Raw genomic sequence first — 13,538 nt, 5'->3', positions numbered from 1 at the left:
GCGCACAGCGCGAGAGCGGGGGGAAGGCGCGCAGCGCCTCAGGGGGGTGTCGCACATCAAAACGAACGTGGCAGACCCAGCAGGTGCTCGGCCACATAGGAATAGATCAGGTTGGTGGAGATCGGCGCCACCTGATAGAGGCGGGTTTCGCGGAACTTGCGCTCCACGTCGTACTCGCAGGCAAAGCCGAAGCCACCGTGGAACTGGATGCAGGCATTGGCGGCCTCCCAGCTGGCCTTGGCCGCAAGATACTTGGCCATATTGGCCTGAGCGCCCATGGACTCTCGCGCGTCGAACAGTTCGCAGGCCTTCCAGCGCATGAGATTGGCAGCCTCGACCTCGATGAAGGCATCGGCGATCGGGAACTGCACGCCCTGGTTCTGCCCGATGGGACGGCCGAACACCTGGCGGTCCTTCACGTAATTCGTCACACGGTCCAGGAACCAGTAGCCGTCGCCTATGCACTCGGCCGCGATCAGCGTGCGCTCGGCGTTCAGGCCGTCGAGGATGTACTTGAAGCCCTTTCCTTCCTCGCCGATCAGGTTCTCCTCGGGAATTTCCAGATCCTCGAAGAACAGCTCGTTGGTCTCGTGGTTGACCATATTGAGGATGGGGCGCACGGTCATTCCCTTCTTCTCGGCCTCGCGCAGATCGACCATGAAGATGGACATGCCCTCGCTTTTCTTCTTTACTTCTGCCAGCGGCGTGGTGCGCGCCAGCAGGATCATGAAGTCGCTGTGCTGGATGCGGCTGATCCAGACCTTCTGGCCGTTGATCACATAGCGCCCGTCCTTTTTCACGGCGCTAGTCTTGATCTTGGTGGTGTCCGTACCCGTGGTGGGCTCTGTGACACCCATGGACTGCAGCCGCCATTCGCCCGAGGCGATGCGCGGCAGGTATTTCTCCTTCTGCGCCTGCGAGCCATGGCGCAGCAGTGTGCCCATGTTGTACATCTGGCCGTGGCAGGCGCCCGAGTTGCCGCCGCAGCGGTTGATTTCCTCCATGATGACGCTGGCCTCGGTCAGGCCCAGGCCGCTGCCGCCGTACTCCTGCGGAATCAGCGCGGCCAGCCAGCCTGCCTGCGTGAGCGCGTTGACGAAGGCTTCGGGGTAGACGCGCTGCTCGTCGATCTTGCGGAAATACTCGTCGGGAAACTCCGCACACAGCGCACGGATGGCATCGCGGATCTCATGGTGGTTGTTGGAACTGGTGTGTTCGATCATTTCAAGCCTTCTGGCGACAAACGCTTGTCCAGCAAGCGCTATCAGCTATGGGTTTCAGTCTTCAAGCCACTGTGGCCGTGGCCTGCATGGTCAGAAGCCCTTCGTGGTCCTGCGCCCACAGGTCGATGCTCCTGCCGTCCTCGCGCGGCTTTCCGTGCACGCTGAAAGGATGCAGGTCGAAGGTCGGTCGCAAGGCCTTGAAGTCGAACGCGACCACCCTGGCGCCCTGCACCTGGCGGCGCAGCAGATCGAGCAGCAGCGTGGCAATCAGCGGACCATGCACGATCAGGCCCGGGTAGCCCTCGACCTGGGTCACGTACCGGCGGTCGTAGTGGATGCGGTGGCCGTTGAAGGTCAGCGCCGAGTAGCGAAACAGCAGAACGTCATCGGGCACGATGGTGCGCGACCAGGCAGCCTGGCCCGCGAGCGGCGGCTGCTGCGGTGGCGGCACCGGGTCGCCGCGCCTTGCAGCGGCCCGGTAGACGATGTCGTGCTCTTCAGTCAGCGCCAGACCGTCCTGGTTCGAGAACCGGTGTTCCACCAGCACGAACAGCAACTCGCCCGAGCGTCCGGTCTTGTGCTGCACGCTGCGGATGGTGGAGACGCGCTGCACTTGCTGCCCCACACGCAGCGGATTGCCCGCTTCCCCGCGCAGCCGCCCGCCCGCCCACATGCGGCGCGGCAGCGGCACGGGCGGCAGAAAGCCGCCGCGCCTCGCATGCCCGTCGGGACCTATCTCGCTCTGGCGCGCATGCTGCAGAAAGTACAGCCAGTGCCATAGCGCTGGCACGGCTGAGCCATCCTCAGGCGCGGGGTCGTCACGGTCCAGCGTGGCCGAGAGGGCACGCAGCGGGGCGGCGGTGATGATGTCGGACATGGTCTCGCTGCGCGCCTGCCAAGACTGGAGCTTGGTCAGCGCGGCTGCGTCGATCTGGACAGTGTTCGGGTTCATGGATGGAAGTGCTGGAAGGGATTCAGTTCACCGTGGCGCCGGAGGTCTTCACGATATGCGCCCATTTGGCGATGTCCTGCTTGAGGACGGCAGCCAGCTCGTCGGGCGTGACTTGACGCTCTGGCGTGCCCGCAAGCTCCACGCCCTGGGCCTGCAACTGGGCGCGCATGTCCTTGTCCGCCATGGCCTGCTGCATGCCTTCGCGCAGCCGGCTCATCACCGCAGGCGGCAGGCCGCGCGGCGCGAACAGGGCAATCCACAGCGTGCCGTTGTAGCCAGGCACGAACTCACCCAGCGAGGGCACGTCAGGCAGCAAGGGCGAGCGCGCTGCACTGCTGACCGCCAGTGCCCGCAGCTTGCCCGACTTGATGTACTGCAGCGTGGACGGCAGGCTGCCGAACAGCAGCGGCAGCTGCCCGCCCAGCACATCGTTAAGTGCCGGCGCCACGCCCTTGTAGGGGACATGCTGCAGCTGCACGCCGGCCATCTGGTTAAGCATCTCGCCCAGCAGGTGGTTGAGCGTACCGTTGCCTGCCGATGCATATTGCAATTCACCGGGCTTGGACCTGGCCAGGGCCAGCAGCTCGGGAACAGTCCGGGCAGGAAATGATGGATGGGCCAGCAGCACATTGGGCACGGCGCCGATCATGCTCACCGGCGTGAAGTCGCCCACCGGATCGAAGCCCGGCGACTTGTAGAGTGCGGGATTGATGGCCTGGCTGCTGCTGATGGTCATCAGCAATGTATGGCCGTCCCTGGCGGCCTTGGCCACGGCCTGGGTACCGATGTTGCCACCCGCACCGGGACGGTTCTCGACCACCGTGCCCACGGACAGCTTCTCGCCCAGTTTCTGCGCCACGATACGGCCCACGATGTCATTGGTTCCGCCCGCTGCCTGGGGCACCACCAGCACGATGGGGCGGGCGGGATAGGAGGTCTGCGCCCAGGTCGGCAGGCCCAGAGTCAGCAGGGCGCCGGCGCAGAGGCTGCGGCGCGATACCGCTGGAGTGGAGGGCGGGGCTGATCGGACTGGCACGGCGACTGTCTCCTCTTTTGGGGTTGATAGCCCTATGCTCGCTGGCGCCAGCTCTGTGCACAATCTCTGATATTGGAATCAAGCCTTTTGTTTTTCCGAAGCCTTGACTTGATTGGTATAAACCATGAGCCGCCATGCAATTCGATCTCAAGGATTTAAGACTCTTTGTTTTGATAGCACAGACAGGAAGCCTGACAAGGGCTTCTGAACAATCTCACCTATCGCTTGCAGCCACCAGCGCACGTGTCAAGGCACTGGAGGAGCAGGCCGGCATGCCTTTGCTGATACGAGAGGCTAGAGGGGTAAAACTGTCGGCACCCGGCGAGGCCTTTTTGCACCATGCGCGCGCCATGCTGCAGCATTCGCAGCAATTGCAAGCCGACCTGCAGGAGTACGGCGCGGGCCTGCGCGGCCATGTGCGCGTATTCGCCAACACCACGGCCGTGACGGAGTTCATGCCCGACATACTTGCGGCCTACCTCACCCAGCACCCGCACATCAGCGTGGATCTGCAGGAGCGCCCCAATGCCGGCATTGCCGCCGACATCCGCGACGGCCGCGCCGACCTGGGCATCGTGGCTGGCGAGGTGGACACGCACGGCCTGCGCGTGCTGCATTTCAGCACCGACCGGCTGGTGCTGGTGACCCCCGACACAGCGCGCTGGGCGGACATGAGCAGCGTGGCCTTTGCCGATGTGCTGCACGAGCGCTTTGTGGGCATGCACCGTGGCAGCACGCTGCAGACCTTTCTGGAGCGGCTGAGCCAGCAACTGGGCACCACGCTGAAGCTGCGCATACAGTTGTCCAGCTTCGACTCGATGTGCCGCATGGTCGCGGCAGGCGTTGGCGTGGCCGTGGTTCCCGAGACCGTGGCCCAGCGCTACCGCGGCCTGCCGCGCGTCTGCCGCGTGCCGCTGACCGACGCCTGGGCAGTGCGCCCCCGCTATATGTTGGTGCGCGAGGAGCAGCAGGTATCGGCCCAGCTGCAGGAACTGATGGACGCCATCGCTGCCTACCATGAGCACGGCGAGAGCGACGTGACGCAGAGCGAATCTGGCCGCTAGAACGACGCGGCTGCGAGCACGCGTGATCGCAGCTGCGGCAGGTCGATGACGGTGATGCCGCCGTATTCGATCTCTATCTGGCCGGCCGCCGCCAGGCGCCGCAGCGCTGCGTTGCAGCGCTGGCGCGACAGGCCGGAGAGGTTGGCGATCTCCTCCTGGGACACCCGCAGGCGCGGGTCGCTTCCCGGATGCAGCCAGGGGTGGAACAGGCCTACCAGTGCACGCGCCACCTGACTGTCGGTATCGAGCAGATGGTGGGCCGCAAAATTGCCCAGGAACCAGTGCATGCGCTCGTTGATCTGACGCAGCAAAAAGGCTTCGAAGCTGCGCTCGCTGCCGCGCAGCCATTCAAAGACCTCGGCAGGCATCAAGGCCACGCGGCTGTCTCGCAGAGCAATCACGTCCGCCGTGCGCGCCACTCCGCGCAGCACCGTGCCCTCGCCGAACCAGCTGCCCACCGACAGGCCGCCCAGCGTGACAGAGCGGCCGTCGGCACTGCTCACCGACCATTTGAGCAGCCCTTCGATGGCGCCATACCAGTGTCGGGGCGCATCGCCCATGCGGCACAGTGCAGTGCCCGCGGGCAGGTCCACCTCGCGCATCTCGGCACGCACGCGTTCGCGCACGGCAACGTCGAGCACGGGAAACCAGGCCGAGCCGGAGAGCAGTTCGTCGAGGGTGGGACGGGCCGCGGCCGTTGAGCGGTGATGGCGGGCGATGGTGAAGCTCCTTGCGTACTTACCCCGAGGTCAAATGTCATCGCAACGACTGATTCGTGCAGGGGTGAAAAAAATAATAGCTGACGACCCAACCCCACGCATCAGGAGACGCCATGAGCAAGCGCAAGGTGATCGTGACCATTGCCCCCACGGGCGGCATGGCCCACAAATCGCAGAACCCCCATCTCCCTACCCAGCCGGACGAGATCGCCGAGGACGTGGTGCGCTGCTGCAATGCGGGCGCCAGCGTGGCTGCCATCCATGCGCGCCGCCCCGACGACGGCGCCACCTGCAATGCCGACATCTACCGCGACATCAACACCCGCATCCGCGCTGCGGGCTGCGACATCGTGATCAACAACTCAACGGGTGGTGGCGTGCACGGCGACATGGTGCGCGAGCTGCAGGGCGGGCGCTGGGAAATCGCCTGGGAGGAACGCATCAAGGGCATGGACGCAGGCGCCGAGATGTGCACGCTGGATGCGACCACGCTGAACCTGAGCTTCGGCGGGCGCGAGATCCTCATGGACACGCCGCTGTCCCGGGGCCGCGAGCTGGCCGTAGGCATGAAGGCACGCGGCATCAAGCCAGAGTGGGAAGTCTTCGCACACACCCATATCCTGCAGGACGTGACCACGCTGATCGAGGAAGACCACGATGCCGCACCGCACTTCATCAACCTGGTGATGAACGTCCACCGCAACTTCCAGAACGCCATGCCGTTCTCGCCGCGCTACCTGCAGCAGATGGTGGACGTTCTGCCCGCCAACAGCATCTTCTGCGTCAGCGGCATCGGCCCCTCGCAGCTGGAGGCCAATGTGGCTGCGCTGCTGCTGGGCGGCCATGCGCGTGTGGGCCTGGAGGACAACCTCTACTACCGCCAGGGCGAGCTGGCCACCAATGTACAGCTGACCGAGCGCATCGTGCGCCTGATCCGCGAGCTCGACATGGAGCCCGCCACACCCGAGGAAGCGCGTCAGATCATGGGGCTGCAACGCAGTGGCATGCCGCGACCCGCGTTCGCGCCCGCCGCCATGGCACAGGCTGCCTGAGCAGCACACGACGCAGCACAGCTCACAAAACAACGAGGAGACAGCATCATGAACTTCACATGCAAGGCCCTGGCCGGCGCCGTGACGCTGGCCGGTGCGGCCACGGCAGCAGCTCAGATTTCGGACGATGTGATACGCATAGGCTTCATCAGCGATATGTCGGGCGTATACCGCGACTACGACGGACCGGCAGGCGCAGAGGCCATACGCATGGCCATCGCCGACATGGGCGGAGCCATCAACGGTAAGACGATCGAGCTGGTGGCGGCCGACCACCAGAACAAGGCTGATATCGCCGCAGCCAAGGCGCGCCAATGGTTCGACGTGGAGCGCTTCGACATGCTGATCGGCGGCGTGAACTCGGGCGCGGCCATTGCCATGGCGGGTGTGGCGCGCGATAAGCGCAAGCCCTATTTCGTGGTCGGCTCGGGGGCTTCCAGCCTCACCAACGAGCAGTGTTCGCCCTACACGGTCATGTATGCCTACGACACGGTGGCCATGGCGCGCGGAACGGCCAGCGCCGTGCTCAAGAGCGGCGGCAAGCGCTGGTTCTTCGTGACGGCCGACTATGCCTTCGGCAATGCGCTTCAGGCCGATGCCGCCAAAGTGCTCGAAGCCGGCAGCGGCAACGTGGCCGGTGCGGTCAAGCACCCGCTGGGCGCCAGCGACTTCTCGTCCTTCATGCTGCAGGCTCTGGCGGCCAAGCCCGATGTACTGGCCCTGGCCAACGCAGGCGGCGACACGGTCAACGCCATCAAGTCGGCGGCGGAATTCGGGCTGGCGCAGAAGATGAAGCTCGCGGGCATGATCATCACCATTCAGGACGTGCACGCCCTGGGCCTGAAGACAGCACAGGGCATGTATCTGACCGACAGCTGGTACTGGAACCAGAGCCCCGAGGCCAGCGCATGGGCGCGGCGCTTCTTCGACAAGCACAAGCGCATGCCCACCTCATTCCATGCGGGCGACTACTCCGCCACGCTGCAGTACCTCAAGGCCGTGCAGGCCGCGGGCACGGACGATGGCACCAAGGTGATGGAACAGCTCAGGAAGACCCGTTTCAACGACATGTTCGTCAAGGACGGCTGGCTGCGCGCCGACGGCCTGATGGTGCATGACATGCATCTGATGCAGGTGAAGACGCCGGCCGAATCCAGAGAGCCCTGGGACTACTACAAGGTGGTCGAGACCATCCGAGGCGAGGCCGCCTGGACCACACGCGCCGAGACGCGCTGCGCGCAATGGAAGACATCATGAGCGCAGCCGCACCCGTGATACGGCGCGTGGCCGTGGTCGGCACCGGCGTGATCGGTGCCAGCTGGGCAGCGTTCTTCCTGGCGCGCGGCCTGGATGTGACGGCCACCGATCCAGCACCCGGCGCCGAGCAGCGCCTGCGCGAAGCGGTGCAGCGCCACTGGCCGACCATGCAACGCATGGGGCTGGTGGATGGAGCTTCGCTCGAACGCCTGCGCTTCGACGCCGAACTTGAGCGTGCGCTGGACGGCTGCGACTTCGTGCAGGAAAGCGGCCCCGAACGCGCCGACTTCAAGGCTGACCTCTATGCGCGCATGGACGCGGCCACACCACCCCGGGTACTGCTGGCCAGCAGCAGCTCGGGTCTGCCGGTCAGCGGCATGCAGGCACGCTGCAAGACGCCGCAGCGCGTGGTTCTGGGCCATCCCTTCAATCCGCCGCACCTGATTCCGCTGGTGGAAGTGGGTGGTGGCGATGCCACCTCGCCAGACAGCATCCAGCGCGCCATGGACTTCTACGCAGCGCTGGGCAAGCGCCCCATTCATGTGCGGCGCGAAATCGCTGGCCACATCGCCAACCGCCTGCAGGCCGCGCTGTGGCGCGAGGCTTTTCACCTTGTTGACCAGGGGGTGGCCAGCGTCAGCGACATCGACACGGCCATCGCCCACGGCCCCGGCCTGCGCTGGGCGCTGATGGGGCCATTCATGAACCTGCATCTGTCTGGCGGACAGGGCGGCATGCAGCATCTGCTGGAGCACCTGGGCGGCCCCATCGAAAGCTGGTGGCGCGATCTTGGCAATCCGGCCATGACAGAGGCGCTCAAGGCTCATGTGGTGCAGGGCGTGGCCGAGGCGCGCGGCATGCGCCGCGAGGAGGAGCTGGAGCGCACGCGCGACGAGTTGCTGGCCGACCTGATACGTGCCAAGGCCCAGGGCTCGCTGTTCTGAGCCCACATAAAGGAGCATGCATGCAAGCCATAGACTTCCTGTCCGATCCGCAGCAGGTGGCCCCGCCGCGAAGCCTGCGCATCGATCTCGACGACGGCAGCTTCGTGCTGCGATCGCCCGTGGCGCTCAAGCCCTATGCACGTTGCGTGGGCGAGTGGCTGGAGCGTTGGGCGCGCGAAACACCCGAGGCGCCGGCCCTGGCCGAGCGCACGCCCGACGGCAGCGGCTGGCGCATGCTCCGCTGGGGCGAGCTGCGCGAGGCCGTGGGACGCACGGCCCAGGGGCTGCTGGACCTGGATCTGCCCCCCGGCCCTGTGGTCATCCTGTCGGACAATGCCATCGATCACGCGGTGCTGATGCTGGCCGCCATGCACGTGGGCCGGGCAGCCTGCTCGCTGTCCAGTGCCTACTCGCGCACGGCGCGCGACTTCGGGCGGCTGCGCCAGATGCTCCAGGTGCTGCAGCCCGCGCTGATCTACGCATCGGACGCGCGTCTGTACGGACCGGCTCTGGCGGCCTGCGAAACCCGCGTGCCCTGCGTCTTCAGCGCACATGCACCGCACTGGCCTGGCGGGCTGGATTTCGAGGCGCTCATGGCCAGACCCGAGACGACCGCCGTGCGCACTGCATACGAGGCCATCGCGCCCGACACGCATGCCAAATACCTGCTGACCTCGGGCTCCACCGGCACGCCCAAGGTGGTCATCAACACACACCGCATGCTGTGCGCCAACCAGCAGCAAATGGCGCAGACCTGGCGCTTCCTGGAGCATGAAAAGCCCGTGCTCGTGGACTGGCTGCCCTGGAGCCACACCTTCGGTGGCAACCACAACCTGCATCTGGTACTGGCACATGGCGGCACGCTCTACATCGACGAGGGCCGGCCCGCACCGGGTCTGATCGAGAAGACGGTGCGCAATCTGCGCGAAGTCCGCCCCACGCTGTGGTTCAACGTGCCGCGCGGCTTCGACATGGTGCTGCCGCTGATGGAGGCCGACAACGCGCTGGCGGCGGACATGCTCTCGCGCCTTCGCCTGGCCTTCTACGCAGCTGCGGCGCTGGCCCCCTCGACCTGGAAGCGACTGGAGGCAGTGGCCCAGCGCGTGCGCCCGGGCCGCCCCCTGTGGCTGACCACGTCCTGGGGCTGCACCGAGACCTCGCCCGCGATCACCTCGGCCCACTGGCAGCTCGACGGCGCAGGCTGCATAGGTGCGCCGCTGCCCGGGCTGGAGCTCAAGTTCGTGCCCAACGGCAACAAGCAGGAAATGCGCGTGAAGGGCGTGTCGGTTTTCCCCGGTTACCGCGACGCACCGCGCGAAACGGCTGCGGCCTTCGACGAGGAAGGTTATTACCGCATCGGCGACGCAGGCTTCGTCGTGGACGAGCAGCGACCCGAGCGTGGCGTGATCTTCAACGGCCGCGTGGCCGAGGACTTCAAGCTCTCCAGCGGCACCTGGGTCTCGGTGGGAACGCTGCGCGTGGAACTGGTGTCGCGCCTGGCGCCATGGGTGCAGGACATCGTCATCGCAGGCCACGACCGTGACGAGCTGGGCCTGCTGGTATTTGCCACGCCCGCAGGCGCTGCCGCCCCCGAAACCCTGGCACAGGCACTGCGCCGCGTGATGCACGAGCAGCGCGACGCAGGCGCGGGCAGCTCGCAAAGCCCCGGCTGCGCGCTGGTGCTGGCCGATCCGCCGGACGCGGAGGCCGGAGAGATCACCGACAAGGGCTACGTCAACCAGCGCGCGGTGCTGACGCGGCGCGCCGATGCGGTGCGACGTCTGTTCGCTTCAAAGGATGCATCGGTCATTCGCTGCAACAGCTAAAACCATAGCAGTCATCGCAATTCAGTATTCAAATCTTGGCGTAAACAGTCCAGATCTGATGCATTACAAGCGATGACAGCTATCAAATCAGATGGTTACTCCAGGCGCACCGAATATCCGCTCAAGCCCGCTCAGGCGTGCTCCGCCTGCTCCAGCTCCTGCGCCAGCGTGCGCACGAGCTCGGCGGCGGGCATGGCGCGAGCCAGCGGTGCGCCCTGGCCGGCCCAGTGCGCGGCATAGTCGCTGCTGCCTTGCGCGCTGGCTGCCTGGTGCAGCGCCTTGCCCGCGTCATACACCATGGGATAGGCGGGCAGCGCTCCCGCATAGTCCCGCCCCAGCTGGTGCAGACGGTTGAACATGCCGCGCGCAGGACGCCCGGAAATGGCGGCGGTGATGGCCGTGTGCTGCGCGCTGTCGCTTCGCAGCTCGGCGCGGTAGGCCTGGCTGGCGGCGGATTCGGGGCAGAGGATGAAGGCCGTGCCCATCTGCACGGCGCAGGCTCCGAGCTGCAAAGCGGCAGCGATGCCGGCACCGTCCATGATGCCGCCTGCGGCGACCACGGGCAGACGGGACTCGCGCGCCAGCAGCCGCACCAGCGCCAAAGTCCCCATCAGAGTGTCCTGCTCGGGCACGAAAGCGCCGCGATGGCCGCCCGCCTCCATGCCCTGGGCCACGATCACATCCACCCCGGCCTGCTCGATCTGGCGCGCCTCGTCGAGGCTGGTGGCGCAGGCCAGCGTGGTGATGCCGGCGGCGCGCAAGGCATCGACAAAACTCTGCTCCGGCAGGCCGAAATGAAAGCTCACCACGGCGGGGCGCAGCTCCAGCAGCATGGCCTGCAACCGCTCATTGCCCAGCGCTGACTCGTAGATGCAGCGCAGGCTGGGCGGCGCGGACGCGCCATAGCGCTCGAACTCCGGCGCCAGATAGCGCAGCCACTGTGCTTCGCGCTCCGCATCTGCTGCCGGCGCACGGTGACAGAAGAGGTTGACGTTGAAGGGGCGATCGGTCAGCGCACGCGTCTGTTCGATGTGCTGGCGCGCCTGCTCAAGGCCGTAGGCGCCTATGCCGACCGAACCCAGGGCGTATGCATTGCTCACGGCAGCCGCCAGCTGCGGGGTCGAGGTCCCGGCCATCGGGGCCTGAATGATGGGATGCTGCAGGCCCAAGCCTGTCATCCACAAAGGTAGTTTGCTCATCGTGCGTCTCCCGGTTGTCACTTCTCGATCCTGATCATTGCGCAGTGCGGGCCAGGCGGCTGGAGGCCACCAGCAGCGCTCCCAGCCCCAGCGCCGCGCAGCCCAGCACGAACAGCTGGCGATAGCTGCCGCTGCTGGCGTAGACGAATGCCATCAGATAGCCGGAGCTGGCCTGCAACAGCGCAAATGCCGCCGTGGCGTAGCCCCACATTTTCTTGTGCTGGCCGGGGCCGATCAGCTGCATCAGATAGCCCGATGTGATGGCTGCCATGCCAGGCGACAGCGCCCCCACCACAAAACCCGACAGCGCATGGCCACCGAAACCTGCCCAGGCCAGCGGCAGGCCGATGGCCACGGCCTTGAGGGCATAGGCGCCCGTGGTCGTACCCCACCAGCCCCAGCGCGTGGCACAGTAGGCCGCACACAGCGGCCCGACCATCGCGCCAAGCCCGAAGAATGCCCATTGCGTCGAGGCATAGGCGCCGCCCAGCTGCAGCTCGCGATCCAGGTAGTCCACCCAGAACACGGTGTGCGGCACAAAGCCGAAGGCGTCGCAGGCATAGGCGACCAGCACCAGAATCACCGCCAGGCTCCACGGCGTTGTGCTGGAGGCTGCGACCGCCGTGGGCTGGATCGCCACCGGTGCATGCAGCGGGATCTGGCGCGCAGCATGCCAGCCGCTGTAAAGCGACAGCGCAGACAGCGCCGTCAACGCCCACCAGACGGCGCTCAGGCTGCTGCGCGCAAACATGGGCACCAGCGTGGCGGCCAGCAAGGCGCCCACGCCAATGCCGCAGAACATCAGCGGGCCCAGCGTGGCACGGCGCTGCGGCGCTGCTGCAGCCATGGCCACCGACGGGCCCAGCACCATCAGCGCGGCACCGGCAATGCCGGAGATCAGCCGCCAGACAAAGAACAGGGCCATAGGCTGGGGCAGGCTGCAGCCGGCAAAGCTCAGCGTCACGGCCACCCAGCAGATCACCAGCACGCGCAGCGCGCCCATGCGCTCGGCCAGCGGCGCGGCGACCAAAGCCCCGATCAGATAGCCGAGCAGATTGGCGGCACCCAGATAAGCCACCTGCTCGCCGCTGAACCAGCCCGCATGAACCATCTGCGGCATCAGCGCCGTATAGGCGAAACGAGCCAGGCCGACGCCGCTCAGGGTGGCCATGAAGCCGGTCAACAGCAGGGGAAGTTCTTTGCGTTCGATCACAGCTCGGGTTATGGAGGGGAAATTGGCATCAAGCCTAAACGCTGCGACTCGATCATGTCCAATGATTCAAAATGATGACTTGCATCTCAATTCAAGATATTGGAGCCGCATATGCAACTCAAATCCCTGCGCATGTTCGAAGCCGTCTGCGAAAGCGGCAGCTTTGGTGCCGCAGCCCAGCTTCTGCACACCGTGCAATCCAATGTCACGGCCCATATCAAAAAGCTCGAGGACGAAGCAGGCGTGCAATTGCTGATGCGGGCCAACCCGGTCTTTCCCACTCCGGCCGGACGCACGCTGCTGGAATCTGCGCGGCAGATGCTGCAGTCGCATGACCAGGTGCTGGCCATGCTGCAAGCCCGGCAATTTGCAGCCGGCCAGGTCAAGGGTGCCTTGCGCATAGGCTCGATGGAAACCACGGCCGCACTGCGTCTGCCGCCACTGCTGGCCGAGTTGCGCAGGCAGCATCCGGATATCGACCTGGAGCTGGACGCCCAGCCCAGCGCCGCATTGCTGATGGAGCTGGCGGCCGGCCGCATCGACTGTGCCTTCATCAACGGTGCCGCACCACAAAACGAGCTGCAATCCTGGCCGGTATTTCGTGAAGAGCTGGTGCTGGTCAGCGGACAGCCGCTGACGCGCTTCCCCACCGCCGCAGAGTTCAGCAGCTCCGTGTTTCTGGCCTTTCGCCAGGGCTGCAGCTACCGCCAGCGGATCGAGCTGCTGATGGCCTCCATGGGGGTGACGGCGGTACGCATCATGGAGCTGGGCATGCTGGACACCATCCTCGGCTGCGTGGCTGCCGGCATGGGCTATGCGCTGCTGTCGCGCTCGCTGGTCGAAGCCCAGCAGCAGCGCTTTGGCGTGCACTGGATGACTCTGCCCGGCAGGAGCGGACAGGAGCTGGCCTTTGTCGACACCTGTTTTGTGACCGCTGCCGTACAAGGCTGGTCGCCGGCACTGCATGCATTTGCGCAGGTACTGGGTGTCAATCCGCAAGCCACACGGGCACAGCCCGTGGCGCTGGCTCTTGCCGCCTGAGAGCGGCAGGAC

At 65.9% G+C, this 13,538-nt stretch carries 12 protein-coding genes; 6 read left to right on the top strand and 6 right to left on the bottom strand.

What is annotated here, in order from left to right:
- Window positions 1–56 precede the first annotated feature (56 nt).
- From CSE6_RS06630 to CSE6_RS06620, 3 genes are all read right to left on the bottom strand, one after another.
- The gene (locus CSE6_RS06630) at window positions 57–1,223 is read right to left on the bottom strand and encodes an acyl-CoA dehydrogenase family protein (RefSeq protein WP_034393308.1); all 1,167 of its coding nucleotides are present in this window, start codon (window positions 1,221–1,223) and stop codon (window positions 57–59) included.
- A 61-nt stretch (window positions 1,224–1,284) separates the two neighbouring features.
- The gene (locus tag CSE6_RS06625) at window positions 1,285–2,175 is read right to left on the bottom strand and encodes a MaoC family dehydratase N-terminal domain-containing protein (RefSeq protein ID WP_059440132.1); all 891 of its coding nucleotides are present in this window, start codon (window positions 2,173–2,175) and stop codon (window positions 1,285–1,287) included.
- A gap of 22 nt (window positions 2,176–2,197) precedes the next feature.
- Entirely contained in the window at window positions 2,198–3,211 is a 1,014-nt protein-coding gene (locus tag CSE6_RS06620; RefSeq protein WP_034351461.1) for a tripartite tricarboxylate transporter substrate binding protein, read from the bottom strand.
- A 134-nt stretch (window positions 3,212–3,345) separates the two neighbouring features.
- Here CSE6_RS06620 and CSE6_RS06615 point away from each other — a divergent pair, with 134 nt between their 5' ends.
- Entirely contained in the window at window positions 3,346–4,275 is a 930-nt protein-coding gene (locus tag CSE6_RS06615; RefSeq protein WP_034382829.1) for a LysR substrate-binding domain-containing protein, read from the top strand.
- On the opposite strand, the gene CSE6_RS06610 is transcribed toward CSE6_RS06615, so the two are convergent.
- Window positions 4,272–4,916, bottom strand: coding sequence for a Crp/Fnr family transcriptional regulator (locus CSE6_RS06610; RefSeq protein ID WP_224649509.1), 645 nt, complete (start codon window positions 4,914–4,916; stop codon window positions 4,272–4,274). The genes CSE6_RS06615 and CSE6_RS06610 overlap by 4 nt on opposite strands.
- A 191-nt stretch (window positions 4,917–5,107) precedes the next feature.
- Here CSE6_RS06610 and CSE6_RS06605 point away from each other — a divergent pair, with 191 nt between their 5' ends.
- The 4 genes from CSE6_RS06605 to CSE6_RS06590 are packed head-to-tail and all read left to right on the top strand — an operon-like array spanning window position 5,108 to window position 10,073.
- Window positions 5,108–6,046 carry a 3-keto-5-aminohexanoate cleavage protein gene (locus CSE6_RS06605; RefSeq protein ID WP_059440131.1) on the top strand — a complete coding sequence of 313 codons (939 nt, stop codon included), beginning with the start codon at window positions 5,108–5,110 and terminating at the stop codon, window positions 6,044–6,046.
- 48 nt (window positions 6,047–6,094) lie between these two features.
- Window positions 6,095–7,303, top strand: a complete 1,209-nt coding sequence (locus CSE6_RS06600) for an ABC transporter substrate-binding protein (protein ID WP_059440130.1) — start codon at window positions 6,095–6,097, stop codon at window positions 7,301–7,303.
- Window positions 7,300–8,247, top strand: a complete 948-nt coding sequence (locus CSE6_RS06595; RefSeq protein WP_059440129.1) for a 3-hydroxyacyl-CoA dehydrogenase NAD-binding domain-containing protein — start codon at window positions 7,300–7,302, stop codon at window positions 8,245–8,247. The genes CSE6_RS06600 and CSE6_RS06595 overlap by 4 nt, the downstream gene beginning before the upstream one ends.
- Window positions 8,248–8,267: 20 nt before the next feature.
- Entirely contained in the window at window positions 8,268–10,073 is a 1,806-nt protein-coding gene (locus CSE6_RS06590) for a feruloyl-CoA synthase (protein WP_059440128.1), read from the top strand.
- A gap of 131 nt (window positions 10,074–10,204) precedes the next feature.
- Here the strand turns inward: CSE6_RS06590 and CSE6_RS06585 are convergent, their stop codons facing one another.
- Window positions 10,205–11,272, bottom strand: a complete 1,068-nt coding sequence (locus CSE6_RS06585) for a nitronate monooxygenase family protein (protein WP_059440127.1) — start codon at window positions 11,270–11,272, stop codon at window positions 10,205–10,207.
- 34 nt (window positions 11,273–11,306) lie between these two features.
- On the bottom strand, window positions 11,307–12,485 hold the full coding sequence (locus CSE6_RS06580) for a YbfB/YjiJ family MFS transporter (protein ID WP_059440126.1): 1,179 nt from the start codon (window positions 12,483–12,485) through the stop codon (window positions 11,307–11,309).
- Between the two features lie 111 nt (window positions 12,486–12,596).
- Here CSE6_RS06580 and CSE6_RS06575 point away from each other — a divergent pair, with 111 nt between their 5' ends.
- Window positions 12,597–13,526, top strand: a complete 930-nt coding sequence (locus CSE6_RS06575) for a LysR substrate-binding domain-containing protein (RefSeq protein WP_034393366.1) — start codon at window positions 12,597–12,599, stop codon at window positions 13,524–13,526.
- The last annotated feature ends 12 nt before the right edge of the window (window positions 13,527–13,538 follow it).

The organism is Comamonas sp. E6, from assembly GCF_001010305.1.
Taxonomy (GTDB): Bacteria; Pseudomonadota; Gammaproteobacteria; order Burkholderiales; family Burkholderiaceae_C; genus Comamonas; species Comamonas thiooxydans.
This window is presented reverse-complemented; position numbering and strand designations above follow the sequence as displayed.

Bases quoted from the DNA above. Each gene is read 5' to 3' on its own strand.
- CSE6_RS06630 (WP_034393308.1), bottom strand. From the start codon at position 1,223: ATGATCGAACACACCAGTTCCAACAACCACCATGAGATCCGCGATGCC.
- CSE6_RS06625 (WP_059440132.1), bottom strand. From the start codon at position 2,175: ATGAACCCGAACACTGTCCAGATCGACGCAGCCGCGCTGACCAAGCTC.
- CSE6_RS06615 (WP_034382829.1), top strand. From the start codon at position 3,346: ATGCAATTCGATCTCAAGGATTTAAGACTCTTTGTTTTGATAGCACAG.
- CSE6_RS06605 (WP_059440131.1), top strand. From the start codon at position 5,108: ATGAGCAAGCGCAAGGTGATCGTGACCATTGCCCCCACGGGCGGCATG.
- CSE6_RS06600 (WP_059440130.1), top strand. From the start codon at position 6,095: ATGAACTTCACATGCAAGGCCCTGGCCGGCGCCGTGACGCTGGCCGGT.
- CSE6_RS06595 (WP_059440129.1), top strand. From the start codon at position 7,300: ATGAGCGCAGCCGCACCCGTGATACGGCGCGTGGCCGTGGTCGGCACC.
- CSE6_RS06590 (WP_059440128.1), top strand. From the start codon at position 8,268: ATGCAAGCCATAGACTTCCTGTCCGATCCGCAGCAGGTGGCCCCGCCG.
- CSE6_RS06585 (WP_059440127.1), bottom strand. From the start codon at position 11,272: ATGAGCAAACTACCTTTGTGGATGACAGGCTTGGGCCTGCAGCATCCC.
- CSE6_RS06575 (WP_034393366.1), top strand. From the start codon at position 12,597: ATGCAACTCAAATCCCTGCGCATGTTCGAAGCCGTCTGCGAAAGCGGC.